The following is a 25,139-nucleotide window of genomic DNA, read 5'->3' as shown; positions in this document are numbered from 1 at the left end:
AAGCCCGTATCCGCTTCCCGTCGTCCGCTGCAGTTCGGCGCCGTCGCGGCGCTCGCATCTGCTGCAGTCCCCGTCGTCTGCTGCAACTTCCGTCCGGTTGCAGCAGCATCCGCCGCATTTCCCGTCATCCGCTACACAGGGCGACGTAGCGGATGCTACGAAATGCCGCGGATGTTGCCGCGAGCACGGCACGACAGCGCGAGCACGGGGCGAGGTCGAATCATCGCCGAGAACGCGGATGCTGAGCGCCTCCCGCACGGGCGTGACCGCTCAGCATGCGGCCGCCCCGCCGTAACAGTCCGCCGACGGCGCACCGCACGCGGGAGGATGGAGGTATGGACTGGCAGACCTCCGAAGACACGGTGCCCTCTGCGCCGATCACGGAGGCTGACGCACGCCTGCTGTTGGGCCGGCCGCCGGCGACCGGCGCCTGGCGCGACGGCGACCCGGTCGGTGACCGCAAATTCGCCGGGTTCCGCGACTTCCGCACCGAGGGCGGTGAAGAGCTCCCCGCGTTCCGCCTGTCGTACGAGACGTGGGGCGAGCTGTCCCCCGCCCGCGACAACGCGGTGCTGGTCCTTCATGCTCTCACCGGCGACAGCCACGTTCGCGGGCAGGCCGGCCCCGGGCACCCGACCGCCGGCTGGTGGGAAGACCTCGTCGGCCCGGGCGCACCGATCGACACCGACCGGTGGTTCGTCGTCGCCCCGAACATGCTGGGCGGGTGCCAGGGCTCGACGGGCCCCGCGAGCATCGCCCCCGACGGGTACGAATGGGCCGCGCGCTTTCCGTTCCTGACCATCCGAGACCAGGTCGATGCCCAAGCCCGACTCGCCGACACGCTCGGCATCGACGTCTGGGCCGGGGTCGTCGGCGGCTCGATGGGCGGCATGCACGCCCTCGAATGGGCCATCGGCCACCCCGCGCGGGTGACGCGCGCGGCAATCCTGTCGGCGCCGCCGGTGACCACCGCCGACCAGATCGCGCTCAACTCGGTGCAGCTCGAGGCGATCCGCATCGACCCGCGCTTCGCGGCCGGCGAGTACTACGACGCCGGCGACGGCGACGGGCCTCATCGGGGCCTCGCGCTCGCGCGCCGCATGGCACTGCTGAACTACCGCAGCCCGACCGAACTCAACCAGCGCTTCCAACGGTCGTGGCAGTCGGGCGTGAGCCCGCTCGGTCACGGCGGACGCTTCGCGGTGGCCTCGTACCTCGACTTCCACGGCAACAAGTTCACCCGCCGCTTCGACGCCAACAGCTACCTCACCCTCGTCGACGCCATGACCTCGCACGACGTCGGACGTGACCGCGGCGGAATCGAAGACGCGCTGCGGCGGGTCACCGCCACGACCCTCGTGCTCGGAATCGACAGTGACCGCCTCTTCCCGATCGATGGACAGCACCGCATCGCCCGCAGCATCCCGAACACGCTCGACGGGCGGGAGGCCGTGACCATCGCCAGCGATTTCGGCCACGACGGTTTTCTCATCGAGACGGATGCTGTCGGAACCCACCTCCGCCGACTTTTCGAGGCCTGAACAGGCCTCGCTGGCGAGGCGAGTCAGGCGACGGCGGCGGGCTCGGGTTCTGCGGCGACCGGAGTCTTCTCGAAACGGAAGCTCAGCAACGCCACGCCCAGGCCCCCCAGCGCGAGCGCGACACCCACCCACGCGGGCGCCGCGAACCCGAGGCCGAGCGCGATCACGACGCCGCCCAGGAAAGCGCCGAGGCTGTTGCCCATGTTGAGCGCAGAGTGATTGAGCGCCGCAGCGATCGACTGGTTGTCGCCCGCGACGTCCATGAGTCGGGTCTGGATCGCCGGGCTCAGGGCCGCTCCGACGAAACCGATCGCAAAGGCGAAGATGCCGAGCGTGACCACCCAGCCCGCCGTCAACGCCAGCAGGGCGCAGGCGATGGCCATCGCGACGAGACCGATGGGGAGCCATTTCTTGAGGTTCGCGTCAGCGAGGTGTCCGCCGACGATGTTGCCGACCGTCATACCGAGGCCCACCACCACGAGGACGATGGAGACCGCCCATTCCGGCGAGCCCGCGAGGTCTGTGACCATGGGCGCGATGTAGCTGTACATCGCGAAGAACCCGCCGAAGCCGACGGCCCCGATCCCCAATGCGAACCAGACCTGACCGACCTTGAAGACCTTGAGCTCGTCGCGGAGCCGGCGCCCGGGCACACCCGGGTGCTCGGGAACGAACAGCATGATCGCGAGGGTCGAGAGCGCGAAGACGCCGCCGACCGCGAGGAAAGCGAACCGCCAGCCGAACTGCTGCCCGAGGAGGGTGCCGAGCGGCACGCCGACGACGTTCGCGACGGTGAGCCCGGTCAAGACGAAAGCGACGCCCTTGGCGCGGTTTCCCGGTCCGAGCACGTCGGCCGCGACGAGCGCCCCGATACCGAAGTACGCGCCGTGCGGGAGCCCCGCGAGGAGACGGGATGCAGCCACCAACTCGTACGTCGGCGCGATCACCGTCAGGAGGTTGAAGACGGTCAACGCCAGCGCCAGGACGATCATGACGCGGTGACGCGGAAAGCGGGCGACCGAGCCCGCGATCGTCGGCGCGCCGATGACCACACCGAGCGCATACAGCGAGATGAGCACTCCCGCTTGCGCGATCGCGTCGTCGGGGTTGGCCGCCCATGCGGACGGCAGAAGCTCTGCGGCGACGTTGGGCAGAAGCCCCATCATCACGAACTCGGTCATGCCGATGCCGAAGCTGCCGATGGCGAGCGAGAGGAGCGCCCGCATCGCCGCACCCCTCGAGAGAGTCGAGGAGGTCATTCCTCGATGGTATCCCCGCGTGCCTCGTTCTCGCGAATCGATTCGATAGCGCTCTCCAGGCGTTCGATCTTGCCGTCGATCTCGCCGGTGCGTCCCGCGCGGATGTCTGCTTTCAGCACCAGCGACACACGCGAACCGAAGGGCATGACCGCGTCGGTCGCCCGACGGACGACGTCGAAGACCTCGTCCCATTCCCCCTCGATCTCGGTGAACATCGAGGTCGTCCGGTTCGGCAGGCCCGACGCTCGCACGACACTCACCGCTGCGGCGACCGCATCGTGCACCGACCCGTCGGCATCGGAGGAACCGGACGGAGCGACAGAGAAAGCGACGAGCATGGGATCACCCTCGCACAGCGGCGGCGCGGCGGCGAGCGGATGCTGCGCCCGCCCGCGTGCGCACGCGGCACAGCCGCACGACCACCCAGACGAAGAGCACCACGAGCAGCAGGTTGCGTGCGTTGAGCAGCAGGACGGCCCCGAGCTGCGCGACGAGGAGACCGTCGTAGGCGAGCGGATAGATGCCCTGGGTGAGCGCGGCGATCGCGAGCGTCAGCACGGCCGGTCGGGCCCAGTGCGCGCGATCCAGCACCAGCCCGATGAGCACGGGGGTGACGAGCCACACGATGTACTGCGGAGAACCGACCTTGTTGAAGACGATGAAGCCGACGACCAGACCGAGCGTCAGCACCGGGAACACCGAGGCGAACGACGCACCCCGCCACGTCTTGACCGCGCCGAGCAGGAACACCGAGCCGATCGCGATGACCATCAGCGGTGTCATCGCCGCGATGACGGGGTCGACGTTCGGGCCGGTGACCTGGAACGTCAGGATGTTCGGCTCGTAGTAGATGCTCGCACCGTCGACGCCCAGCGATGCGAGGAGCATGTAGAAGCCGCTGACCGGGGCTTCGATCTGCAGTCCCCGGTCGGTCTGCTCCGACACGAACGAGAACGCGTAGGCTCCCCCGCCCGCGATGAAGATCACCACCAGGGTCAGGGCGGAGACGGCGAGCGCGCCACCGACGACGGTGAAGCGTCGCCGCAACGTGACGAAGGCGGCCGCGAGAACAGCCGCCGGCCACACCTTGATCCACGTCGCGACGGCGAGCAGGATCGCGCCGAGCCACGGCCTGCCGACCAGCCAGAGCGACCCGGCGATGGCGAGGGGCACGGTCACGCCGTCGAGCCGATACATGCCGACCGGGCCGAGCAGCAGGATGGCGGCAAGCCAGAACCATGCGCCGGTCACACGACCTCGCGAACGGGCTGTGCCGACCAGCAACCCGAACACGACCGCGTCGAGCGCGGTGACGAAGACGGCCCAGCCGACCGTGTAGGTCAGAAACCCGAAGGCCCAGGCCATGACGAGCGGAACCAGAGCGAGCTGCGGATACACCCACGGCTCGGTGATGCCCACGATGCCGCCACCGGTGAGCGCTCGCGCCGACCAGGGTTCGTACACGAGATACACGTCGCCCATGGGGTTGCTGGGGAGGACGAAGCCCGCCACACCGACCGCCGCGTGGACGAGCACGAAGGCGATCCACAACACACCCCGCTTGGACACGGCGTCCATTCTACGAGGCCCCGACTTTCGCGAACGTATCGGGCCGACGCCCGGCGACATCAGCGACGTGGGGCTGCGTCGTCGCCGGCGAGAAGTCCCGCCACCGTTCGCGCGATCTCGGCCGTGATGTCGAGGGCGGTGATCGGCCCCCCGGCCCCACCGTGACGGGCCGCCGCTTCGGTGGCCGCGCGCCCGTGCACCCATGCCCCCGTGGCGGCGAGCGCCCCGAGGTGCTCTACGTCGGCCGGCGTTCGTACGGTGGCGCCCGCGACGATCGCGCCGATGACACCGGCGAGCACGTCACCCGTCCCCGCCGTGGCGAGCCACGGTGTGCCCGTCGTGACCCGCCGCACCCACCCGCCGGGCGTCGCGACGACCGTCGTCGCCCCCTTGAGGAGCACGGTGGCACCGAGCGCCCGCGCCGTCTCCCGCGCCGCACGCTCACGCTCGGAATCGTCGGCGTCGGCACCGATCGGCACGAGCCCGGCCATTTCGCGGAGCCTGTCGTGCTCGCGCCCGTGCGGGGTCAGCACCCGGGGCGCCGAGCCCTCCGCCGCGAGATCGAGTGCTCCCGCATCGACGACGACGGGAACATCCCCGGCCAGGATGCTGCGCAGCGCCGCATCCTCGTCGGGCGAGCGATCGGCAGCATCCGTTCCCGATCCGATCAGCCACGCCTGCACCCGCCCCTCGGCGGTCACGGTCTCGGGCCGGCGGGCGAGGATCAGATCCTGCGCCCGTTCGGGACCGACGTACCGCACCATTCCGAGGCCCGTTCGCCAGGCCGCCTCGACGCCCAGGACCGCAGCGCCCCGGTACCGGGTCGAGCCGGTTCGGAGACCGAGCACTCCGCGGGAATACTTGTCGTCTGACGCCGTTGGCAGGCGGAGAACACTTCGCGCCTCCTCGGCCGTCCACGCGGCCGTTGCGGGCCGGGGCTCGAACGTGGTCTCGACCCCAGTACCCGACATGGCCCACACCCTACGCGCCGGAGGCACCATGAGCATCCTCTTCACCCCCCTGACGATCGGCCCGACGACGTTCCGCAACCGACTGTGGGTCGCACCGATGTGCCAGTACAGCGCCGTCGACGGCATGCCCGCGGAGTGGCATCACGTGCACCTCGCCCAGTTCGCTTCGGGCGGTGCCGGTCTCGTCGTCGCCGAAGCCACCGCTGTGTCCCCCGAGGGACGCATCTCGCCCGATGACACCGGCATCTGGAACGACGCACAGCAGAGAGCGTGGGCTCCGATCGTGGATGCCCTGCACGCGCGTGGCGCCCTCGCCGGCCTCCAACTGGCGCACGCGGGGCGCAAGGCCTCGACGTGGTCTCCGTTCGCCGGACACCGCGGCACCGTGCCCGGCGACCAAGGCGGCTGGCAGCCCGTGGCCCCCTCGGCGTTGGCGTACGAGGGGTATGCGACCCCCACCGAGCTCGACCTCGACGGCATCGACAAGGTGGTCGCCGATTTCGCCGCGGCCGCCCGGCGCGCCGTCGACGCCGGCTTCGATGTGCTCGAAGTGCACGCCGCCCACGGCTACCTCTTGCACCAGTTCGTCTCGCCGCTGTCGAATCAGCGCACCGACGAGTACGGCGGGTCGTTCGAGAACCGCATCAGGCTGCTCACCCGGGTCGTGACGGCGGTGAAGGATGCTGCTCCGCAGGCGCTCGTCGCCGTCAGGTTCTCTGCGACCGACTGGGCAGACGGTGGGTGGGACGTCGACGACACCGTGCGCGCGTCGGCGGTGGTACGCGACCTCGGCGCCGACCTCATCGACGTCTCGAGCGGCGGGCTGGTCGCCCACCAGCAGATCACGACGGGCCCCGGCTACCAGGTCGCTTTCGCCGCTGCCGTGCGGGCCGGAGCCGGGATCGCGGTCAACGCGGTCGGCATGATCGACACCGGCGAGTTCGCCGAGGAGATCCTCGCCCGTGGCGACGCCGACGCGATCATGTCCGCCCGCGAGTGGCTCCGAGACCCGCACTTCGCCCTCCGCGCCGCCCGCGACCTGGGCGACGCGGTGGCGTGGCCGCCGCAGTACGAGCGCGCGCGCTGGCGCTGAACGCGGCGCTCAGCGCCGTCGGGCCGTCGCGTCCTGCACTTCGCCCACGAGTTCCTCGATGATGTCCTCCAGGAACAGCACCGCGGTGGTCTCGCCCGCGTCGTCGCGCACCTGCGCCAGGTGGCGACCGGCGCGGCGCATGAGCGCGAGCGCGTCTTCGAGGTCGGTCGACTCCAGCACGGGCACCATGTGGTGGATCCGCTTCGGCGGGATCGGGCGGGCGATGTCGGCGACGGCCCCCTCGATCTCGGCGGCGCGAAGCACGTCTTTGAGGTGCACGTAACCGACCGGTGCCCCCGCAGCATCCACGATCACGTATCGCGAATACCCGTGCTTCGCGACCGCCCGTTCGATCTCATCGGGCGTCGTCGACTCGGGGAGGGTAACCAGATCGGCGAGCGGCACGGCGACGTCGCGACTCTTCTTGTCGGTGAACTCGACCACCGCCGCCACCGTTCCCGCCGCGTCGTCGAGCACGCCCTCGCGGCGCGACTGGTTGACGATCGTGGCGACCTCGTCGAGCGTGAAGGTCGACGCGGCCTCGTCTTTCGGCTCGACGCGGAACAGCCGGAGCACATGGTTCGCGATCCAGTTGAGCGTGACGATCACGGGCCGGAAGACCTTCGAGATCGCGACGAGCGGCGGCGCGAGCATCAGCACAGCGCGGTCGGGCAGCGTGAACGCGAGGTTCTTCGGCACCATCTCGCCGAAGACGACGTGCAGGTACGAAACGATGAGGAGCGCGACGACGAAGGCGGCGACATCGACGACGACTTCGTCCAGGCCGGTGAGACCGAGCGGTCCGGCCAGCAGGTGGTGGATCGCCGGCTCCGAGACGTTCAGGATCAGCAGCGAGCAGATCGTGATGCCGAGCTGGCACGTCGCCAGCATGAGCGTGGCGTGTTCCATGGCCCACAGTGCCGTCTTCGCGGCGCGCGATCCGCGTTCGGCGAGAGGTTCGATCTGCGAGCGGCGTGCGGAGATGACCGCGAATTCGGCGCCGACGAAGAACGCGTTGGCCGCCAGCAAGACGACGAGCCAGGCGATTCCTGCCCAATCGTTCATCGCTGGTCACCTCCCTTCGCGGCACGCACGAGGTCGTCGACGTTCTCCTCCACGGGGTGAGCGGTGAAGGCGACGCGGTCGATGCGGCGCCCGTCCATGCGGATCACGGTCAGGGTGCCGTCCTCGACAGAAACGCTGTCGCCGATCAGGGGGATGCGTTCGAGTTCGGCCATCATGTAGCCGCCGACGGTGTCGTACACGTCGCCTTCCGGCACGCGGACGCCCGCACGATCGAGCACCTCGTCGGGCCTGAGGTCTCCGGGGAAGTTGATGGCCTCGGCGGTGCGCACGACGCCCGCGCGCGAGCGGTCGTGCTCGTCGAGCACCTCGCCGACGATCTCTTCGACGAGGTCTTCGAGGGTGACGACACCGGCGGTTCCACCGTATTCATCCACGACGACCGCCATCTGGTAGCCCCGGGCCCGCAGCTCGGCCACGAGGGCGTCGAGGTGAACGGTCTCGGGAACGCGCAGCGGTTCGGTCGCGAGTGCCGCGGCCGGAACATCGCCCCGGCGGTCGCGGGGTACACCGATCGCGGCCTTGAGGTGCACGATGCCGATGATGTCGTCCATCGAGTCGTCGTAGACCGGAAAGCGGCTGTGCCCGGTGCGGCGCGCGAGCTGCACCACGTCGTCGGCGGAGTCCTCCGCCGACAGCGCGTGCACGCTCGGGCGCGGCGTCATGACGTCCGCGGCGCTGAGGCGGGCGAACCTCAGGCTTCGGTCGAGGAGGGACGCGGTGTCTTTCTCGAGCATGCCGGCGCTGGCCGAACGCCGCACGAGGCTCGAGAGCTCTTCGGCGGTCCGGGCGCCGGACAGCTCTTCCTTGGGCTCGACGCCCATGGCGCGGAGGATGCCGTTCGCGCTGCCGTTGAGCACGATGATCGCCGGACGGAAGACCGCGGTGAACGCGACCTGGAACGGCATGACGAGCTTGGCGGTCTGGCGCGGAATCGCGAGTGCGAAGTTCTTCGGCACGAGCTCGCCGAGGATCATCGAGATGATCGTGGCGAGCGCGACGCCGATGATGGTCGACAGCAGCGAGACGATTCCGTCGGGCAGGCCCCACGCGGCGAAGGCCGGACGGATCAGGCTCGAGAACGCGGGCTCCATCGTGTAACCGGTCAGGAGCGTTGTCAGGGTGATGCCGAGCTGCGCGCTCGACAGGTGCGTCGACGTGATCCGCAGCGCCGCGATCGTCAGCGAGAGCCGCGACTCACCCGCATCCTGTCGCTTCTCGAGATCAGCACGATCGAGGTTGACCAGGGCGAATTCACTGGCGACGAAGAGGCCTGTTCCGACCGTGAGCAGAAGCCCCACGCCCAGCATGACGAGTTCCATCACGCACCACCTCCGCCCGAGGCGGAGAGAGGACTGTGGGGCAAAGGTCTACAACTGGGAGGGTCGTCCATCGTCCGCTCAGTCTATCGCCTGCCCCGGCGGCCCCGGCCGGCCCGCTCTCCGTTCTCCCCCGGGCATTCCGCTCCACTTTCCGTCATCCGCGGCACAGATAAATGGGGCGGATGCCGGGAAGTGCAGCGCGGGGGCGTCCACGCTCCGGAACGTGATTCGCGCGGCCGAAATGTGCGCCACGCGGCCGAAATGTATGTCGCGCGGCCGAATACTGCCCCCGCGGCCCATATATTCGCAGCGCAAGCATGCAAAGACAGCGCGATCAGTGGGCAAGCGCGGAGCTCGCGTCCTCCCCAGGGCGCTCCAGCCCGCGGACTTCCGCGCTAATCCCGAGCGCCGTCGGCGCGACCGTCAGGCGTTCCATCCTGGTGACATGATCTGGCCCGGTGTCCCCACGGTTCCCGTCACGCGTCGACGCGACGAGGAGTTTCCCCTCGACAACCGAAAGCTCCGGCGTGCGATCGACCAAGGCGCGTGGGTGCGCGTCGCACCCGGAGCCTTCGTCGAGTCAGCCGACTGGAGGTCCCTGAGACCGATTCAACGGCACCGCCTGCGGGTGAAGGAAGTCGCCGACCGTGCGCGCGCACCTCAGGTGTATTCGCACTTCGCGGCGGCGGCGGCGCTGGACATCGACGTGCTCGGCGCGTGGCCGGACCCCGTCGACGTAACTATAGATCGGGCGACGGGCGGCCGAAGCGGTGGCGCGATCCGACGCCACGCGCTGGGGCTCGACGGCATCGACACGATCGTCTGGAACGGCCACCTCATCACCTCACCCGCTCAAACGGCACTCGATCTCGCGCGGTGTCTGCCCTTCACCCAGGCTGTTGCCGTCATCGACCAGGCTGTCTGGGTCCGACGTCGCGGCGGACCCCTCACGACGACCGAAGAATTGCGCCGTCTCCTCGAACTGTCCACTCGCAGGGGGACGGGACGCGCGCTTCGTGCGATCGCTGCGTCCCGACCGCTCGCCGACAATGTGCGCGAGACCGAGAGCCGCCTCCTCATCGTCCGGCTCGGCTTCCCCTCGCCCAGACTTCAGGAACGGCGGATCCTTGCCTCCGGCCGAGTGGTTTTCGGCGACTTCTTCTTCCCCGACGCCAATCACTGGGGCGAACTCGACGGACGGGGGAAGTATCTATCGCCGGAGTCCGACGCGGACCGCTCCACCGCCGACATCGTCATCGACGAGAAAAACCGCGAGAACGAGATCCGCCGGACCGTCCGCGGATTCTCGCGCTGGGAACCGTCCGACATCGCGCCCCGACGCCTGTACGACATCCTCACCGCTGACGGCCTGCGATCCTCGCGCCCCCGCCCCTGATCGAGGGAGCGCTTCGGCCCGCTCGGGACTTCGCGTCGGCGGTCGCAGTTGCGCTCCCGTTCCGTGGGTCGCGCTGCCCTCCGGTGTCTGCGCGGCTCATCCATGGACAGCGCAAGCACCATTCAGCAGCGCAACCCTCCGAAAGACAGCGCGAGCCCGGGAGCCCCAGCACCCAGACCACGCAGAGGAGGGCGATCGCCTCACCAGGAGACGGGGAGCGCCTTGCCCTCTTCGTAGCCGGCGGCGGACTGCAGGCCCACGCGGGCGCGATCGCGGAATTCGGCCACCGTCGAGGCGCCGGCGTAGGTGAACGACGAACGGACACCGGACGTGATCATGTCGAGCAGGTCTTCGAGGCCCGGGCGGAGGGGATCGAGGTAGATCCGCGACGACGAGATGCCTTCGGCGAAGAGCTCCTTGCGTGCGAGTTCATACGGATCGAGGCGCCCGAAGCGCTCGTGCACGGCCTTGGTCGATGCCATGCCCCACGATTCCTTGTAGATGCGGCCGTCGGCGTCGGTCATGAGCTCGCCCGGCGCCTCGATCGTGCCGGCGAACCACGAGCCGATCATGACGGATGCTGCGCCCGCCGCGAGGGCCAGTGCGACGTCGCGGGGGTAACGCACTCCCCCGTCGGCCCAGACGTGCGCGCCGTAGATGCGCGCAGCCTCGGCGGTCTCGAGCACGGCCGAGAACTGCGGACGGCCGACGGCGGTCATCATGCGGGTGGTGCACATCGCGCCCGGTCCGACTCCGACCTTCAGGATCGTCGCGCCGGCGTCGACGAGGTCGCTGACACCCTCGGCGGTCACGATGTTGCCGGCGACGATCGGGAGCCCGAGATCGAGTGCCGCCACCTCGCGGAGGGCGCGCAACATGCCGTCCTGGTGCCCGTGCGCGGTGTCGAGCACCAGCACGTCGACTCCGGCCGCGGCCAGAGCGCGCGCTTTCGCTCCGGCGTCGCCGTTGATCCCGACGGCCGCGGCGACGATGAGGCGCCCGCTCGCGTCGACGGCGGGTGCGTACAGCGTTCCGCGAAGGGCGCTGCGGCGCGACAGCGTGCCGACGAGATAGCCGTGCTCGATGACGCAGAGCGTCTCCGCCTCGGCGGCGACGATCAGGTCGAACGCGTGACGCGCCGTCACGACGTCATCCGCATCGATCGCCGGAGTGCGCCCGCGGACGAGATCCCCCAGCCGCGCATCGGGAAGAGCGGTGCCGAGCCGGGTGGCCGAAACGATCCCGACGACGTCGTCGATGTGCACGCGCTCGGCCGTCGAATTCGCGACCACGATGCCGTGGCCTTCTGTCGGGGGCATCAGCCTCGCCGCCTCGGCGACCGTCGCGTCCGGTGAGAGGACGAGCGCTCCGTCCCACTGCACGGGCTGCGATTTGACCCACCGGATGGCGGCATCGAGCTCCTGCAGCGGCAGGTCTTGCGGCAACACACCGAGGCCGCCCCGTCGGGCGAGGGTGGCCGCCAGGCGCGGACCCGTGACGGAGTTCATGTTCGCCGACACCAGGGGGATGCGCGCCGACGTTCCGTCTCCGGGTGAGAGGTCGACGTCGAGACGACTGGTGACCGCCGAACGGCGAGGCACGAGGAACACGTCGGAATAGGTCAGGTCGACCTCGGGCCGCTCTCCATAGAACTCCATGACTTCTACGGTACGCGGCGGCGCACGAGCCGGCATCGGCCTGCTCTGCGCCGAGGAGGGAGCCCCCAACTGGGCTAGGCTTGACGAGCGGCGTGCGTGAGCAGCATCGGCGCGCCGCCTCCATCTTCATCGAAGAAAGCAGGCGATCGACCGTGTCGAGCCAGGTGACCGGAATCGGTACTTCGAACGAGGGCGAATTCGGCGCCAATGAGTGGCTAGTCGACGAGCTCTACGAGCAGTTCAGGTCCGACCGGAACTCCGTGGACAAGGCGTGGTGGCCCATTCTCGAGGCCTACCACCCCGTCGTCCACGACGCGGCGCCCGCCGCCACGACCGCACCGTCGAACACCGCCGGAGCCGCGAACACGGCCGCACCCTCCCCGTCGGTGAACGAACCGAAGCCCGTGACGGCTCCGATCCCCGTGATCGGCGCACCGCCGGTCGCCCGGACGACGGCGAAGCCCGCGAAGCCCCAGCCGATCCCCGCACAGGCACCGAAGTCCGAGACGGCGGCGGCGAAGACCGAGACCGAGCCAGAAGCCGACAAGGTCACTCCGCTCCGCGGCATGCCGAAGACGCTCGCCGCCAACATGGACGAGTCGCTGACGGTTCCGACGGCGACGAGCGTGCGCACCGTGCCCGCCAAGCTGATGATCGACAACCGCATCGTCATCAACAACCACATGGCCCGCACCCGCGGCGGCAAGATCAGCTTCACCCATCTCATCGGCTGGGCGCTCGTCCAGGCGCTGAAAGAGTTCCCGAGCCAGAACGTGTTCTACGCCGAGGTCGACGGCAAGCCGTCGGTGGTGGCGCCCGCCCACGTGAACCTCGGTATCGCGATCGACCTCCCCAAGCCCGACGGCACGCGCTCGCTCCTCGTTCCGAGCATCAAGCGGGCCGACACCCTCACGTTCGACGAGTTCCTGTCGGCGTACGAAGACCTCGTCAAGCGCGCACGCAACAACAAGCTCACGGCCGCCGACTTCCAGGGCACGACGCTGTCGTTGACCAACCCCGGTGGCATCGGCACCGTGCACTCCGTGCCGCGCCTCATGAAGGGGCAGGGATGCATCGTGGGCGCGGGAGCTCTCGAGTACCCCGCCGAATACCAGGGCGCCAGCGACACGACCCTGAACGAGTTGGCGATCGGAAAGACGATCACCCTCACGAGCACCTATGACCACCGGGTGATCCAGGGCGCGGGGTCCGGCCAGTTCTTGAAGATCGTGCACGAGCTGCTGACCGGCGAGCACGGCTTCTACGACGATCTGTTCGCCGCGATGCGCATCCCCTACTCGCCCATCCGCTGGGGCAAAGACATCCATGTCGATCTGTCGGAGCGCATCGACAAGGCCGCTCGCGTCCACGAGCTCATCAACGCCTTCCGCGTGCGCGGCCACCTCATGGCCGACATCGACCCGCTCGAGTACGTTCAGCGCACGCACCCCGACCTCGAGATCGAGTCGCACGGGCTGACCTTCTGGGACCTGGATCGCGAGTTCGTGACCGGCGGATTCGGCGGCAAGCGCGTCATGAAGCTCCGCGACATCCTCGGCGTCCTGCGTGACTCGTACTGCCGCACGATCGGCCTCGAGTACATGCACATCCAAGACCCGGTGCAGCGCAAGTGGTTCCAGAACAATGTCGAGGTCAAGTACACGAAGCCCGGTCACGACGAGCAGCTGCGCATCCTGTCGAAGCTGAACGAGGCCGAGGCGTTCGAGACGTTCCTCCAGACGAAGTACGTGGGCCAGAAGCGCTTCAGCCTCGAGGGCGGCGAGTCGTTGATTCCGCTCCTCGACGAGATCCTCCAGGGCGCAGCATCCGCAGACCTCGACGGCGCCGCCATCGGCATGGCGCACCGCGGACGCCTCAACGTCTTGACCAACATCGCCGGCAAGACCTACGGCCAGGTGTTCCGCGAATTCGAAGGCTCGGTCGCGCTCGGCAACAAGCGGGGCTCGGGCGACGTGAAGTACCACCTCGGTACCGAGGGCACCTTCGCTGCCGAGGGCGACAAAGAGCTGCCGGTGTACCTCGCCGCGAACCCGTCGCACCTCGAGACCGTCGATGGAGTGCTCGAGGGCATCGTCCGCGCCAAGCAAGACCGCAAACCCATCGGCAGCTTCTCCTGGCTCCCGGTGCTCGTGCACGGCGACGCGGCCTTCGCCGGCCAGGGCGTCGTCGTCGAGACCCTGCAGATGTCCTTGCTGCGCGGTTTCCGCACCGGCGGCACGATCCACGTCGTCGTCAACAACCAGGTCGGGTTCACCACGCAGCCGTCCGACGCGCGTTCGTCGGTCTACGCGACCGATGTCGCCAAGACGATCCAGGCGCCGGTGTTCCACGTCAACGGCGATGACCCAGAAGCCGTCGTGCGCGTGGCCGAGCTCGCGTTCATGTACCGCGAAGAATTCCACCGCGACGTCGTCATCGATCTCGTCTGCTACCGCCGTCGCGGTCACAACGAGGGCGACGATCCCTCGATGACGCAGCCGCTGATGACCAACCTCATCGAGGCCAAGCGCTCGGTGCGTCGCCTGTACACCGAGTCGCTCATCGGTCGCGGCGACATCACGCAAGAGGAGTACGAGCAGGCGAAGGCCGACTTCCAGGGTCGACTCGAGGTCGCGTTCGCCGAGACCCACGCCGCAGAAACGGGGACGTCGCCGGTGGTGGTTCCGGATGCTGCCGACGCACCCGTCGCCGGAGAGCCCGAGACGACCGGTGTGTCGCGCGAGGTCGTCCAGTCGATCGGCGACGCGTTCGTCAACAAGCCCGAGGGCTTCACCGTCCACACGAAGCTCCAGCAGCTGCTCGACAAGCGGCTCGAGATGAGCCGCAGCGGCAACATCGACTGGGGCTTCGGCGAGCTTCTCGCCTTCGGTTCGCTGCTTCTCGAGGGCACCTCGGTGCGCCTCGAGGGTCAGGATTCCCGCCGCGGCACGTTCGTCCAGCGACACTCCGTACTCCACGACCGTGCGAACGGTCAGGAGTGGATCCCGCTGTCGAACCTCAGCGACAACCAGGGGCGGTTCTGGGTCTACGACTCCTTGCTGAGCGAGTACGCCGCCATGGCGTTCGAGTACGGCTACTCCGTGGAGCGGGCCGACGCGCTCGTCCTCTGGGAGGCGCAGTTCGGCGACTTCGGCAACGGTGCCCAGTCGGTCATCGACGAGTTCATCTCGTCGGCCGATCAGAAGTGGGGCCAGCAGTCGAGCGTCGTGCTGCTCCTCCCCCACGGGTACGAAGGACAGGGACCCGACCACTCGTCGGCCCGCATCGAGCGTTACCTGCAGATGTGCGCGCAAGACAACATGACCGTCGCTCGTCCGTCGACGCCCGCCTCGTATTTCCACCTGCTCCGCCGCCAGGCGTATCAGCGTCCGCGGCGCCCGCTGGTCGTCTTCACCCCGAAGGCGATGCTGCGGTTGCGCGGAGCCACCAGCCCCGTGGAGGATTTCACCACGGGCAAGTTCGAACCGGTGCTCGACGACAACCGCGGGCTCGACGCCGCCAAGGTGACGCGCGTGCTGCTGCACGCGGGCAAGATCCACTGGGATCTCCGCGGCGAACTCGAGAAGAAGCCGCGCCCGGAGATCGCCCTCGTGCGACTCGAGCAGTATTACCCGTCACCGGTCGCCGAGCTGACCGCTGTGCTCGACCGTTACCCGAACGCCGAGCTGGTGTGGGTGCAGGACGAGCCCGAGAACCAGGGCGCCTGGCCGTTCATCGCGCTGGAACTGGCGAAGCATCTCGGAGGGCGCGCGATCCGCCGCATCTCGCGAGCGGCGGCCGCCTCACCGGCGACGGGTTCGCCGAAGGTGCACGCTCAGGAGTCGGCCGCGATCCTCGAGCAGGCTCTCACGCTGTAAGGGATGACGAGAACACCCGAGGGGGTGTCGCCGCGGCGACACCCCCTCGGGTGTTCTCACACGATCAGTGCGAGACGGGTCAGCGCGCCGTCTGCGCCTCTGCGAGACGTGCGAGAACGAGATCTCGCAGGTCTTCGGGGGCCGTCTCTTTGCACGCGCGCGCCACGACATCGGTGAGGGTGCGGGCGACCAGTGCTTCGTCCTGGCATCCGGGACAACCCTCGAGGTGCTGCTCGATGTCGTCGTGGGAGGTCTTGCACACCTCGTGGCGCAGGTACTCCTCGAGGTCGCGTTGGGCTTTCTCGCAGCCGCAGTCGCTCATTTTCCTACTCCCGACGCGGCGGTGATGCCGCGCTCCTTCGCATAGCCCGCCAGCAGTTCACGCAGCAGTCGCCGGCCTCGGTGCAGGCGACTCATGACCGTGCCGATCGGAGTCTTCATGATGTCGGCGATCTCCTGGTAAGCGAAGCCCTCGACGTCTGCGAAGTACACCGCCAACCGGAAATCTTCGGGAATCGATTGCAGTGCGTCTTTCACGACGGATGCCGGCATCCGGTCGATCGCTTCTGCCTCGGCCGAGCGCGAGCTCGAAGCCGTCGTCGATTCCGCTCCCCCGAGTTGCCAGTCCTCGAGGTCGTCGATGGTGCCCTGATAGGGCTCCCGCTGCTTCTTGCGGTAGGTGTTGATGTAGGTGTTCGTGAGGATGCGGTAGAGCCACGCCTTCAGGTTCGTACCCTGCGTGAACGAGGCCCACGAGGAGAAAGCCTTCACGAAGGTCTCTTGCACGAGGTCGGCAGCATCCGCGGGATTGCGAGTCATGCGCATCGCGGCGGCATAGAGCTGGTCCATGAAGGGGAGCGCCTGCTCCTCGAACTGCCCGCGCACATCAGCGGGGGTGGGGACCCTGTCGTTCATCACGAGCAAGTCTACGTCGGGCCATGAAGCATCCATCAGCCCCGTGTTCTTCGACGCCGATACGGTGTCGCGTTCCATCAGTACGGGCATTGCGCTCCTTTCGCCTTCAGTAGGGTAGAAACCGATGACCGCCGACGGCTATTCCCCGACCACCGCGAACGCGACCGCCCCGCGCGGCGAATGGCCTGCGCCCGTGGCACGGGGCCCGATACGCGCGGCGGTGTCGGTGCCCGGCTCGAAATCGCTGACGAACCGCGAGCTGATCCTCGCCGCCATCGCCGAAGGCCCCGGCACCCTGCACGGGCCGCTGCACTCCGATGACTCCGCCCGCATGATCGACGCACTCCGTGCCCTCGGCGTCGGCATCGAAGCGGTGGAGGGCGACGGCGCTTTCGGCCCCGATCTCGCGATCAGCCCCCTCACGCCGTTCCGCGGCGGCATCGAGATCGACTGCGGCCAAGCGGGCACCGTCATGCGCTTCGTGGCGGGCTTGGCCGGACTCGCTGACGGCGAAGTCGTCCTGACCGCCCACGAGAGTGCCCTGCACCGACCGATGGGCGCCATGATCACCGCTCTGCGCGACGTCGGAGTCGACATCGACGACGGCGGACGCTGGGCGCTGCCTTTCGCCGTGCACGGGCACGGCCACATCCGCGGCGGCGAGGTCGAGATCGACGCGAGCGGATCGAGTCAGTTCGTCTCAGGCCTGCTGCTCGCCGCCCCGCGCTTCGACGTGGGCCTGCGGCTCCGTCACACCGGCGGAAAACTGCCCAGCGTGCCGCACATCGACATGACCGTCGAGGCACTGGGCCACCGCGGCATCCACGTCGAGCAGCCACGCCCCGGCGAATGGCTCGTCCCGGCGGGTCCCGTGCGCGCCAAAGACGTCACCATCGAGCCCGACCTCTCGAACGCCGCCCCGTTCTTGGCGGCCGCGATGCTCACCGGCGGCAGCGTCTCGGTCGCGGGCTGGCCCCTCCACTCGACGCAGCCGGGAGCGCTGCTGACCGACATCCTCACCGAGATGGGCGGCCGCGCCTCGCGCCGGGGCGGCAGTCTCACCGTCTCTGCCGGCGACGGCGTCGTGGGTATCGATCTCGATCTCTCAGCGGCGGGAGAACTTGCACCCACGCTGTTCGGCCTGGCGGCGTTCGCCGACGCCCCCACCACCCTCTACGGCATCGGGCACATCCGCGGGCACGAGACCGACAGGATCGCGGCGCTGGTCGGAAACCTCCGCGCCCTTGGCGGTGAGGCCGAAGAACTCGAAGACGGTATCCGCATCGTGCCGCGCCCCCTCACCGGGGGCGTGTGGCGGGCCCACCACGACCACCGCCTCGCCACAACCGGCGCCCTCATCGGCCTGCGCGTCCCGGGCGTCGTCGTCGACGACATCGGCACGACAGCCAAGACGATGCCGCAGTTCGCGGCCCTCTGGCAGGCCATGCTCGACGGATCGTCGACGGATGCTGCGTCGTGACCCCGTGAGGACCCCGTGAGCTGGCTCGACAACCCCGACGACGACGAACCGGAACTCGACGAGTCCGACTTCCGCGCCCGTCCGAACCCGCGAGCCAACCGGCCGCGGACGAAGATCCGCCCGGTGCACGCCGACGCGACGGTCGCCCGCGTGCTCGGAGTCGACCGCGGCCGTTACACGGTGCTGGTCGACGAGGGAACGCCCGAGGAGCGACGCGTGCTCACGACCCGGGCGCGCGAGTTGCGCCGGGAGCGCATCGTGACCGGAGACCTCGCGCGCGTCGTCGGTGACAAATCCGCGACCGACGGAACGCTGGCCCGCATCGTGGGGTTGGAACCGCGCACGTCACTTCTTCGCCGGAGCGCCGACGACACCGACCAGGTGGAGCGGATCATCGTCGCCAACGCCGACCAGATGCTCATCGTGGTGGCCGCCGCCGACCCCGAGCCGCGCGAGCGTCTCGTCGACCGCTACCTCGTCGCGGCGCTCGACGCCGGGGTGCGTCCACTGCTCGTGGTGACCAAGACAGACCTCGCAGACCCCGCGCAGTTCCTTTCGCACTTCGACGGGCTCGACCTCGAGGTGTTCACGAGCGGACAGGACGAGATGCCGCTCGAGCGGATCGGGGCGGCACTCATCGGGCACTCGACCGTCTTCGTCGGCCATTCGGGAGTCGGTAAGTCCACGCTCGTGAACGCGCTGACGGGTTCGGTGCGGGCGACCGGACACGTGAACGAGGTCACGGGCCGCGGGCGCCACACGTCATCGTCGACCGTTTCGCTGCGCTACCGCGGCGAGCGAGGCGCGGGATGGGTCATCGACACCCCAGGAGTCCGATCGTTCGGGCTGGGCCACGTCGACCCGGCGAACATCCTGGGTGCGTTCACCGAGCTGGCGCTGGTCGCCGAGAACTGTCCGCGCGGCTGCACGCACCTGCCAGACGCCCCGGATTGCGCCATCGTCGAGGCCGTCGCCGAGGGACGCCTCGGGCCCGAGGCAGCTGCCCGCCTGGATTCGCTCCAGCGGCTGCTGATCACCTTCGCCGGATCGTAGGCTGAAGGGGTGACCCACCTCGAACCCGGCAGCGCGGCTCCCGACTTCACCCTCCTCGACCAGGACGGCACGGCGCTCTCTCTCGCCGACCTCCGCGGCCAGCGCGTCATTCTGTACTTCTACCCGGCGGCGATGACCCCCGGGTGCACGACCCAGGCGTGCGACTTCCGCGACAGCCTCGCCTCCTTGCAGGGTGCGGGCTACACGGTGCTCGGCATCTCGCGCGACGAGCCGGCGAAGCTGAGACAGTTCCGGGAGAACGACGGCATCACGTTCCCCCTGCTGAGCGACCCCGACCACGCGGTGCACGACGCGTACGGCGCGTGGGGCGAGAAGCAGAACTACGGCAAGACGATCACCGGTGTTCTGCGCTCGACGTTCGTGCTCGATGAGAACGGCGTCGTTCGCGAGGCGCTTTACAACGTGAAGGCGACGGGCCACGTCGCCCGTCTCCGCAAGACTCTGGGCGTCGACGCCGCCTGAGCGGCCTCTCTCGCGTCCGCAGCCGCTCAGAGGTCGTCGGGCTCCCCTTCGGGCGCGTCACGCTTGACCACCATCAGCAGCAGGACGAGCCCGAGCGCGGCCGGAGCCGCGATGGCGAGCGCGATGAGCGGGTCTGCCCCCGCGCCGGTGAGCGCGCCGAGCGCGACCGCGAGAATCAGAACCTGGGCGACGATGCCCCCGGAGCGGCCCCACGATGCTCCTCGGAGCGTGGCCACGGCGAATGCCGCCAACCCCGCGGCGGCGACGATCGTGAGCACCATCAACGCGAGCGCGGTGGCGAGGAAGACGGTGTCGCCCGTGGCGAGCGCCGCAATCTGCCAGGCGACGAGCGCGGCCACACCCACGGCCTCGAGCCCGAGCACGACGGCGGCGAGAACACGTGCGGCCACGAGAGGCCCTTCCGAGAGAACCGGTGAGAGTGGTAACTCCCTGGAAACCTGCCGGTTACCTCTTGATCGCCGGGGAGGGCTGTGGGACGATGGTCGAAGCCGTGTGCTCCCACAGCGAAGTGGGGCGAGTCTTTCGCTCGCATCTCCCACAAGGGTACCGGAACCCGAATCCGGGATCCCAACTCATCCGACTTTCGTCACAAGGAGCACCACCATGGATTGGCGCGACAAATCCGCCTGCCTTACCGTCGACCCCGAGCTGTTCTTCCCCGTGGGAAACACCGGCCCGGCCGTCGACCAGATCGAGAAGGCGAAGTCGGTCTGCGCCCGGTGCACCGTCACCGAGGTGTGCCTCCAGTACGCTCTCGAGTCCGGTCAGGACTCCGGCGTATGGGGCGGTCTCTCTGAAGACGAGCGTCGTGCACTCAAGCGCCGCGCCGCTCGCGCGCGACGCGCTTCCTGAAGCGACCCGTTTCGCACCGGCCCGACCCGGCCGCCGCGTAGCTCACCCGTGTCAACAGCCGGCACGACCCGCCTCGGTGGGTCGTGCCGGCTGTTTTCGGTGTACCGGAATCAGGCGCGCGAGCGTTCGATGTAGCGCAAGGGGATGAGGATCGTCACTTCGGTGCCGCTCCCGACGAGCGTGTGCCAGTCGATGGTGCCCCCCAGTTCGCCCTGGATGAGGGTGCGGACGATCTGAGTGCCGAGACCCCGGCCGACCTGCCCCTCGGGCAAGCCGACGCCGGTGTCGCGCACGCTCACTTCGAGGTTCTCCGTGCCGCGCTCCGCGGAGATCTCCACATCGCCCTCCTGACCGGCGAGCCCGTGCTCGACGGCGTTCGTGACGAGTTCGGTGAGAGCGAGGGCGAGGGGCGTGGCGTACTCGCTGGGCAGCGTGCCGAACCGCCCCGTCGAGCGTGTGCGGGCGCGGGTGTTCGGCGCCGCGGCCACCTCCGCCACGAGCTTGAGCACTCGGTCGAAGACCGTGTCGAAGTCGACGTTCTGAGCGAGTCCCTCGGAGAGGGTGTCGTGCACCACGGCGATCGCCGAGACGCGACGCATGGCCTGGCTGAGCGCATCCCGCGCTTCGTCGGAGTGCGTACGACGCGCCTGGATACGCAGCAGGGACGCGACGGTCTGCAGGTTGTTCTTCACCCGGTGGTGGATCTCGCGGATCGTCGCATCCTTGGTGATGAGCTCCTGCTCCTGATGACGGATCTCGGTCACATCGCGGCAGAGCACGATCGCCCCGATCCGCACCCCGTGGTCACGCAGCGGAATCGTCCGCAGCGACACCTGAACACCGCGGGCCTCGATGTCGGCACGCCACGGAGCGCGACCGGTCACCACGACCGGAAGCGACTCGTCGACCTCGCGGTTCGCGGGAAGGATGCGGGTCGTGACGTCGACCAGCGACTCGCCCTCGAGTTCGTCTTCGAACCCCATGCGGTTGAACGCGGAGAGCGCGTTCGGGCTGGCGAAGGTGGTGATGCCGTCGACGTCGAGGCGGATGAGTCCGTCGGACGCACGCGGCGCACCGCGGCGCGGAGCGGTCGGCGCGGCAAGGTCGGGGAACTCCCCCGAGGCGACCATGCCGAAGACGTCGTCTGCGCAGTCGTTGAAGGTGATCTGCTGGCGCGACGGGGTGCGGGCCTCGCCCAGGTTGGTGTGACGGGTCAGCACCCCCACCGTGACGGCGGGGTCGTCACCGCGAGCCAGTTGGCGCACGATCGGCACGGCCCTGACGCGCGTCGGGGTCTCTTCGAACCAGTCGGGAGAGGCGGAGTCGACGATCCGACCGCTCTGGAAGGCCTCGAGGACCTGCGTGCGCCACTGCGGACGGACACGGTCGCCGACGATGTCGCGGTAGAACAGCGTCGCGGCTCCTCCGGGACGGGTGTGCGCGACCGCGACGAAAGAATCGTCGGCCGTCGGCACCCAGATCACGATGTCGGCGAAAGCGAGGTCGGCCAGGAGCTGACCGTCGCCGGCGAGGCGATGCAGCCACTCGACATCCGGCTCGCTGAATCGGCCCTGGGCGTAGACGAGGTCGCTGAGCGTTGACACACCTCTAGCGTAGGGGGGACCCCTCGACGGGATGCGCCCTCATCCGGTGCGAGCGAGCCGCCGCGCTCCGCGCGGGCGACGCGCGCGAGGATCGATGGCTGGTCGCGGCGAAGGAGACACCGCCTCTCCGACGAGTCGCCGCACGGCCGCGGACAGCGGGGACCGGGGAGCGACCTCCGACACGGGACGCGCCGCCAGGACTGCTGCATCCGCCGACCTCGGGTCGAGAGGAACGAACCAGACGTCCTCGATACCCGCGAAGCGCTCGAGAGTGCGGCGCACCTGTCCGCGCGCGTCGATGCCGAGGGTGCCCGGCCGCAGCCGATTCGCGACCACGACCACGCGGGCCGAGCCGATGGTCGCGCGGAGCTCGGCGTGCGCGCGGAGGAAGCGCGCGACCCCGACCGGATCGGCCGAGAGCACGGCCACGATCGTGTCTGCCTCCTGCAGCGTGGCGACCGTCGCGGCGTTGCGGCGCGGACCGTCGAGGTCGCTCATGATCTCTTCGTCACGCTCGAGGGCCGCGGCGACGTCGACGACGACATGGTCGGCCCACGCCCGACACGCCGCCAGCGCGCCCACGACGCGGTCGTGCGCCAACTCGGGCCAGCGCCCCGGCCTGTTGATGCCCGTGAGGACGTCGATGCGGCCCGCACCGGCGCCCGCCGGTGCGCTGATTCGACTGAGCTCATCGCCGTCGAGCCCCCCGAGATCGACCTGCCGGCAAGCGGCGGCGAAGCCTGGTCCCTCGTCGGCGATGCCGAGCAGGAGCGCGAGCGACGGCGCGTGGGAGTCGGCGTCGACCAGCGCGACCCGCGACGCGCCCCGCCGGAGTTCTGCCGCGAGTTCGATGGCGAGGGTCGACCGACCCGGGGATCCGTGGGGGCCCCACACAGCGATGACCCCGCCCGCCGCGGGCCGCCGCCGTGCCGTTGCATCGATCCCCGCGGCCGGAGCGGCCAAGGCGTCGGCGAGCACCCAGCCCTCCACGTCGAGCGCCAGCGGCGCGGCGAGCCCCAGCCCCGCCGCGTCGCGCCGAGCTGAGGCGTCATCGCCGAGCAGAATGATCCGCACGCCCCGCATTCGACACGCGTCGACCAGCGCCGGAGCCGGCGCAGTGCGGCCGGCTTGCAGCACGAGGGTGTCGGCGCCGGCGGGCACGGCGTCATCCGGCGCTCGTGACGCGGCATCCGCCTCGATCACCGCGACGACCCGCACACCCTCGGCGCGGAGCTCTGCGGCGAGCCTCTCGCCACGGGGAGGGTCGACGGCGACGACCGCACCGGTCATCGCGCAGTCCCGGCGACCGGAACGACCGAGAGCACCGACCCGTTCGATTGCGCCTCGAGCGTGGCCGCGACGTCGGCACGGGCGATGACGACTTCGAGCGTCGCATTCGCGCCGCCGATCATGGCATCGTCGCGGGTGACGGCGGCGACGGTCGCATCGGCGACGAGGATGCGGGGTGCGTCGAACGACTCGCGGTCGAGGGGCGGAGCGTGCCACACCTCGACCCGCGTACCCTCGACGATCGACGCCGAGACGTCTGACGAGGTACGGATGACCAGGCTCGTCGTCCGCGCGTCGGCGGCGGCCCCGACGGCCTCGGCGGGGACGAGTTCGCCCTCGCCGATCGTGCGCGTCGCGACGGTGCCGTCTTCGAGCGCCGCCGGGCCGACATACGACTCCCCCACCTGCCCCAGCGCGACGTCGACGACGCGGAGGTCTGCGACCGTGAGCGTTTCCCCGGGAACGATGGTCCGCGTCGCGGCATACACCGGTGCCGTCTGTCGTGCGGCCGTGACGACCAGCCACACCCCGGCGACCGACAATGCGATCAACAGGATGCCGAGGAGGAACCGGGCGTCGCCCCAGAACTTGCGGGGTCGCCGTCGAGGCGAGTCGATGGCCGTCATGCCGACCATGGTGCCCCGATCAGACACAGAGTGTCGGGTTTTATCCACAGCGGCGTTATCCACAACGGCGCGGACTCACCGGGTGTTCAGGTGGCGGCGCTCATAATGAACACATGCCAGAAGTCCCCCCGTCCGGCGTGCGTCTGCTCGCGCCGTCGCAGGTGGCCGAGCTGCTCGACGTGACGGTCGACGAGGTCCTCGCGCTCGTCCACGACGGTCACCTGCGCGGACTCCGCGTCGGAACCCCCGCTCGCTGGCGGATCGAAGAAGACAGCGTCGCCGTCTACCTCGACGATCAGGCCGAGGAAGCGCGCCGGATGGCGCTCTGGCGACAGTCCAATGCCGCGAGTTTCCCCGAGCTGTGGGGTCGTGGGAGCGTGCGGAACCCCGACTGATCAGAGCGGGATGGGTGCGTCCGCACCGATCCAGGCGATCGACGCGAACGGGATGAGCCGGTAGGCGGTGACCTCGGCTCGCCGACGAGGAGCTCCCGCGTCGTGGAGAGCGAGGTCGAGGTGATCGGCACCGGCACGGTCGATGGTCCCCGACAGCATCCGCCCGCCCGACAGGTGAACCGTGACCCCCGCGCGCCGTCTCACGAGATCGCGCACGGCGAACCCGAACGTCGCACGCCGCGACACCGGAGCCTTCGCGCCGGCATCGAGGGGCCGTGCCGTCCGCAGCAGCTCGGCGTGCGGCATCCGCACCGACACGATCGAGACGAGCGGCACGAGGGCCGCACCCGCGCGGGTCTGCCACGGGGAAACCAGCAGCCAGTCGGCCCCGAGAGCCGTGATCGGGGCGGTGAGGACCGTGCCGTCCGCGAGCTCGATGGCAGACGACGCCTCGGTCGAGACGAGGGCTGCGAGACGCTCGTGCAGGGTGAGCTTCGATAGCCGCAACCGCTCTGCTTCGCTGTCGAGTGCCGCACGTTCGGCCTCCCACTCCGATTCGAGCTGGTCTTCGATGTCTTCGAAGAAACGGTCCCAACGCATGGCGCCGACGTTAGAGCAGGCGCGCGCGGCGGGCGCCGACTTATCCACAT

Annotated in this window: 23 protein-coding genes; 9 read left to right on the top strand and 14 right to left on the bottom strand. The window is 69.3% G+C overall.

From position 1 onward, the window contains the following. The first annotated feature begins 335 nt into the window (after positions 1 to 335). Complete coding sequence (gene metX / locus ACFXQA_RS07505) at positions 336 to 1,541, top strand: homoserine O-acetyltransferase MetX (protein WP_394519198.1); 1,206 nt, start codon at positions 336 to 338, stop codon at positions 1,539 to 1,541. A gap of 23 nt (positions 1,542 to 1,564) precedes the next feature. Here the strand turns inward: metX and ACFXQA_RS07500 are convergent, their stop codons facing one another. Genes ACFXQA_RS07500 through ACFXQA_RS07485 form a run of 4 tightly spaced genes read right to left on the bottom strand, consistent with a single transcriptional unit; the run spans position 1,565 to position 5,340 of the window. Next, positions 1,565 to 2,800, bottom strand: a complete 1,236-nt coding sequence (locus ACFXQA_RS07500) for an MFS transporter (RefSeq protein WP_394519197.1) — start codon at positions 2,798 to 2,800, stop codon at positions 1,565 to 1,567. Next, positions 2,797 to 3,138, bottom strand: coding sequence for a thiamine-binding protein (locus ACFXQA_RS07495; RefSeq protein WP_394519196.1), 342 nt, complete (start codon positions 3,136 to 3,138; stop codon positions 2,797 to 2,799). The genes ACFXQA_RS07500 and ACFXQA_RS07495 overlap by 4 nt, the downstream gene beginning before the upstream one ends. Before the next feature lie 4 nt (positions 3,139 to 3,142). Further along, positions 3,143 to 4,369: a glycosyltransferase 87 family protein gene (locus tag ACFXQA_RS07490; RefSeq protein ID WP_394519195.1), complete on the bottom strand. Its 1,227-nt coding sequence runs from the start codon at positions 4,367 to 4,369 to the stop codon at positions 3,143 to 3,145. Between the two features lie 59 nt (positions 4,370 to 4,428). Beyond that, positions 4,429 to 5,340 carry an ADP-dependent NAD(P)H-hydrate dehydratase gene (locus ACFXQA_RS07485; protein ID WP_394519194.1) on the bottom strand — a complete coding sequence of 304 codons (912 nt, stop codon included), beginning with the start codon at positions 5,338 to 5,340 and terminating at the stop codon, positions 4,429 to 4,431. Positions 5,341 to 5,368: 28 nt separating this feature from the next. On the opposite strand from ACFXQA_RS07485, the gene ACFXQA_RS07480 reads away from it, so the two are divergent. Continuing rightward, the gene (locus ACFXQA_RS07480; protein WP_394520209.1) at positions 5,369 to 6,433 is read left to right on the top strand and encodes an NADH:flavin oxidoreductase/NADH oxidase; all 1,065 of its coding nucleotides are present in this window, start codon (positions 5,369 to 5,371) and stop codon (positions 6,431 to 6,433) included. Between the two features lie 9 nt (positions 6,434 to 6,442). On the opposite strand, the gene ACFXQA_RS07475 is transcribed toward ACFXQA_RS07480, so the two are convergent. Both ACFXQA_RS07475 and ACFXQA_RS07470 read right to left on the bottom strand, forming a co-directional pair. Continuing rightward, positions 6,443 to 7,498, bottom strand: coding sequence for a hemolysin family protein (locus tag ACFXQA_RS07475; protein ID WP_394519193.1), 1,056 nt, complete (start codon positions 7,496 to 7,498; stop codon positions 6,443 to 6,445). Next, a complete protein-coding gene (locus ACFXQA_RS07470) occupies positions 7,495 to 8,838 on the bottom strand; it encodes a hemolysin family protein (RefSeq protein ID WP_394519192.1) in 1,344 nt (447 codons plus the stop codon). Before ACFXQA_RS07470 ends, ACFXQA_RS07475 begins: the two co-directional genes overlap by 4 nt. Before the next feature lie 445 nt (positions 8,839 to 9,283). On the opposite strand from ACFXQA_RS07470, the gene ACFXQA_RS07465 reads away from it, so the two are divergent. Beyond that, positions 9,284 to 10,234, top strand: a complete 951-nt coding sequence (locus ACFXQA_RS07465) for a hypothetical protein (protein ID WP_394519191.1) — start codon at positions 9,284 to 9,286, stop codon at positions 10,232 to 10,234. A 200-nt stretch (positions 10,235 to 10,434) separates the two neighbouring features. Here the strand turns inward: ACFXQA_RS07465 and guaB1 are convergent, their stop codons facing one another. Continuing rightward, entirely contained in the window at positions 10,435 to 11,892 is a 1,458-nt protein-coding gene (gene guaB1 / locus ACFXQA_RS07460; RefSeq protein ID WP_394519190.1) for a GMP reductase, read from the bottom strand. Between the two features lie 152 nt (positions 11,893 to 12,044). On the opposite strand from guaB1, the gene ACFXQA_RS07455 reads away from it, so the two are divergent. After that, positions 12,045 to 15,770, top strand: a complete 3,726-nt coding sequence (locus tag ACFXQA_RS07455) for a multifunctional oxoglutarate decarboxylase/oxoglutarate dehydrogenase thiamine pyrophosphate-binding subunit/dihydrolipoyllysine-residue succinyltransferase subunit (RefSeq protein WP_394520208.1) — start codon at positions 12,045 to 12,047, stop codon at positions 15,768 to 15,770. A gap of 79 nt (positions 15,771 to 15,849) precedes the next feature. Here the strand turns inward: ACFXQA_RS07455 and ACFXQA_RS07450 are convergent, their stop codons facing one another. Further along, positions 15,850 to 16,092, bottom strand: a complete 243-nt coding sequence (locus ACFXQA_RS07450; RefSeq protein ID WP_394519189.1) for a zf-HC2 domain-containing protein — start codon at positions 16,090 to 16,092, stop codon at positions 15,850 to 15,852. After that, complete coding sequence (locus ACFXQA_RS07445) at positions 16,089 to 16,775, bottom strand: sigma-70 family RNA polymerase sigma factor (RefSeq protein WP_394519188.1); 687 nt, start codon at positions 16,773 to 16,775, stop codon at positions 16,089 to 16,091. Before ACFXQA_RS07445 ends, ACFXQA_RS07450 begins: the two co-directional genes overlap by 4 nt. Positions 16,776 to 16,809: 34 nt before the next feature. On the opposite strand from ACFXQA_RS07445, the gene aroA reads away from it, so the two are divergent. The 3 genes from aroA to bcp are packed head-to-tail and all read left to right on the top strand — an operon-like array spanning position 16,810 to position 19,701. Beyond that, positions 16,810 to 18,165: a 3-phosphoshikimate 1-carboxyvinyltransferase gene (gene aroA, locus ACFXQA_RS07440; RefSeq protein WP_394519187.1), complete on the top strand. Its 1,356-nt coding sequence runs from the start codon at positions 16,810 to 16,812 to the stop codon at positions 18,163 to 18,165. A gap of 15 nt (positions 18,166 to 18,180) precedes the next feature. Beyond that, entirely contained in the window at positions 18,181 to 19,218 is a 1,038-nt protein-coding gene (rsgA, locus tag ACFXQA_RS07435) for a ribosome small subunit-dependent GTPase A (protein ID WP_394519186.1), read from the top strand. A gap of 9 nt (positions 19,219 to 19,227) precedes the next feature. Further along, entirely contained in the window at positions 19,228 to 19,701 is a 474-nt protein-coding gene (gene bcp, locus ACFXQA_RS07430) for a thioredoxin-dependent thiol peroxidase (protein WP_394519185.1), read from the top strand. A 26-nt stretch (positions 19,702 to 19,727) separates the two neighbouring features. Here the strand turns inward: bcp and ACFXQA_RS07425 are convergent, their stop codons facing one another. After that, complete coding sequence (locus tag ACFXQA_RS07425) at positions 19,728 to 20,111, bottom strand: histidine kinase (RefSeq protein ID WP_394519184.1); 384 nt, start codon at positions 20,109 to 20,111, stop codon at positions 19,728 to 19,730. Between the two features lie 214 nt (positions 20,112 to 20,325). On the opposite strand from ACFXQA_RS07425, the gene ACFXQA_RS07420 reads away from it, so the two are divergent. Then, a complete protein-coding gene (locus ACFXQA_RS07420; protein WP_116646083.1) occupies positions 20,326 to 20,574 on the top strand; it encodes a WhiB family transcriptional regulator in 249 nt (82 codons plus the stop codon). Between the two features lie 110 nt (positions 20,575 to 20,684). Here ACFXQA_RS07420 and ACFXQA_RS07415 read toward each other — a convergent pair whose 3' ends face one another. Genes ACFXQA_RS07415 through ACFXQA_RS07405 form a run of 3 tightly spaced genes read right to left on the bottom strand, consistent with a single transcriptional unit; the run spans position 20,685 to position 24,094 of the window. Next, positions 20,685 to 22,178 (bottom strand): sensor histidine kinase, encoded by a 1,494-nt coding sequence (locus tag ACFXQA_RS07415; RefSeq protein WP_394519183.1) that lies wholly within the window; start codon positions 22,176 to 22,178, stop codon positions 20,685 to 20,687. Between the two features lie 39 nt (positions 22,179 to 22,217). Then, entirely contained in the window at positions 22,218 to 23,468 is a 1,251-nt protein-coding gene (locus ACFXQA_RS07410) for a CpaE/TadZ family protein (protein WP_394519182.1), read from the bottom strand. Then, entirely contained in the window at positions 23,465 to 24,094 is a 630-nt protein-coding gene (locus ACFXQA_RS07405; RefSeq protein ID WP_394519181.1) for an SAF domain-containing protein, read from the bottom strand. The genes ACFXQA_RS07410 and ACFXQA_RS07405 overlap by 4 nt, the downstream gene beginning before the upstream one ends. 113 nt (positions 24,095 to 24,207) lie before the next feature. On the opposite strand from ACFXQA_RS07405, the gene ACFXQA_RS07400 reads away from it, so the two are divergent. Beyond that, the gene (locus ACFXQA_RS07400; protein WP_394519180.1) at positions 24,208 to 24,489 is read left to right on the top strand and encodes an excisionase family DNA-binding protein; all 282 of its coding nucleotides are present in this window, start codon (positions 24,208 to 24,210) and stop codon (positions 24,487 to 24,489) included. Here the strand turns inward: ACFXQA_RS07400 and ACFXQA_RS07395 are convergent, their stop codons facing one another. Next, positions 24,490 to 25,089 carry a hypothetical protein gene (locus tag ACFXQA_RS07395; RefSeq protein WP_394519179.1) on the bottom strand — a complete coding sequence of 200 codons (600 nt, stop codon included), beginning with the start codon at positions 25,087 to 25,089 and terminating at the stop codon, positions 24,490 to 24,492. Between the last annotated feature and the right edge of the window lie 50 nt (positions 25,090 to 25,139).

The sequence above is a fragment of the Microbacterium shimangi genome (assembly GCF_043556445.1).
Classification (GTDB): Bacteria; Actinomycetota; Actinomycetes; order Actinomycetales; family Microbacteriaceae; genus Microbacterium.
The sequence above is the reverse complement of the archived record's forward strand: the minus strand, read 5'-3'. Positions and strand labels throughout refer to the sequence as shown.

Coding starts and splice junctions, on each gene's coding strand:
- metX (WP_394519198.1), top strand. CDS start 336: ATGGACTGGCAGACCTCCGAAGACACGGTGCCCTCTGCGCCGATCACG.
- ACFXQA_RS07500 (WP_394519197.1), bottom strand. CDS start 2,800: ATGACCTCCTCGACTCTCTCGAGGGGTGCGGCGATGCGGGCGCTCCTC.
- ACFXQA_RS07495 (WP_394519196.1), bottom strand. CDS start 3,138: ATGCTCGTCGCTTTCTCTGTCGCTCCGTCCGGTTCCTCCGATGCCGAC.
- ACFXQA_RS07485 (WP_394519194.1), bottom strand. CDS start 5,340: ATGTCGGGTACTGGGGTCGAGACCACGTTCGAGCCCCGGCCCGCAACG.
- ACFXQA_RS07480 (WP_394520209.1), top strand. CDS start 5,369: ATGAGCATCCTCTTCACCCCCCTGACGATCGGCCCGACGACGTTCCGC.
- ACFXQA_RS07475 (WP_394519193.1), bottom strand. CDS start 7,498: ATGAACGATTGGGCAGGAATCGCCTGGCTCGTCGTCTTGCTGGCGGCC.
- ACFXQA_RS07470 (WP_394519192.1), bottom strand. CDS start 8,838: ATGGAACTCGTCATGCTGGGCGTGGGGCTTCTGCTCACGGTCGGAACA.
- ACFXQA_RS07465 (WP_394519191.1), top strand. CDS start 9,284: ATGATCTGGCCCGGTGTCCCCACGGTTCCCGTCACGCGTCGACGCGAC.
- guaB1 (WP_394519190.1), bottom strand. CDS start 11,892: ATGGAGTTCTATGGAGAGCGGCCCGAGGTCGACCTGACCTATTCCGAC.
- ACFXQA_RS07450 (WP_394519189.1), bottom strand. CDS start 16,092: ATGAGCGACTGCGGCTGCGAGAAAGCCCAACGCGACCTCGAGGAGTAC.
- ACFXQA_RS07445 (WP_394519188.1), bottom strand. CDS start 16,775: ATGCCCGTACTGATGGAACGCGACACCGTATCGGCGTCGAAGAACACG.
- aroA (WP_394519187.1), top strand. CDS start 16,810: ATGACCGCCGACGGCTATTCCCCGACCACCGCGAACGCGACCGCCCCG.
- ACFXQA_RS07420 (WP_116646083.1), top strand. CDS start 20,326: ATGGATTGGCGCGACAAATCCGCCTGCCTTACCGTCGACCCCGAGCTG.
- ACFXQA_RS07410 (WP_394519182.1), bottom strand. CDS start 23,468: ATGACCGGTGCGGTCGTCGCCGTCGACCCTCCCCGTGGCGAGAGGCTC.
- ACFXQA_RS07405 (WP_394519181.1), bottom strand. CDS start 24,094: ATGACGGCCATCGACTCGCCTCGACGGCGACCCCGCAAGTTCTGGGGC.
- ACFXQA_RS07400 (WP_394519180.1), top strand. CDS start 24,208: ATGCCAGAAGTCCCCCCGTCCGGCGTGCGTCTGCTCGCGCCGTCGCAG.
- ACFXQA_RS07395 (WP_394519179.1), bottom strand. CDS start 25,089: ATGCGTTGGGACCGTTTCTTCGAAGACATCGAAGACCAGCTCGAATCG.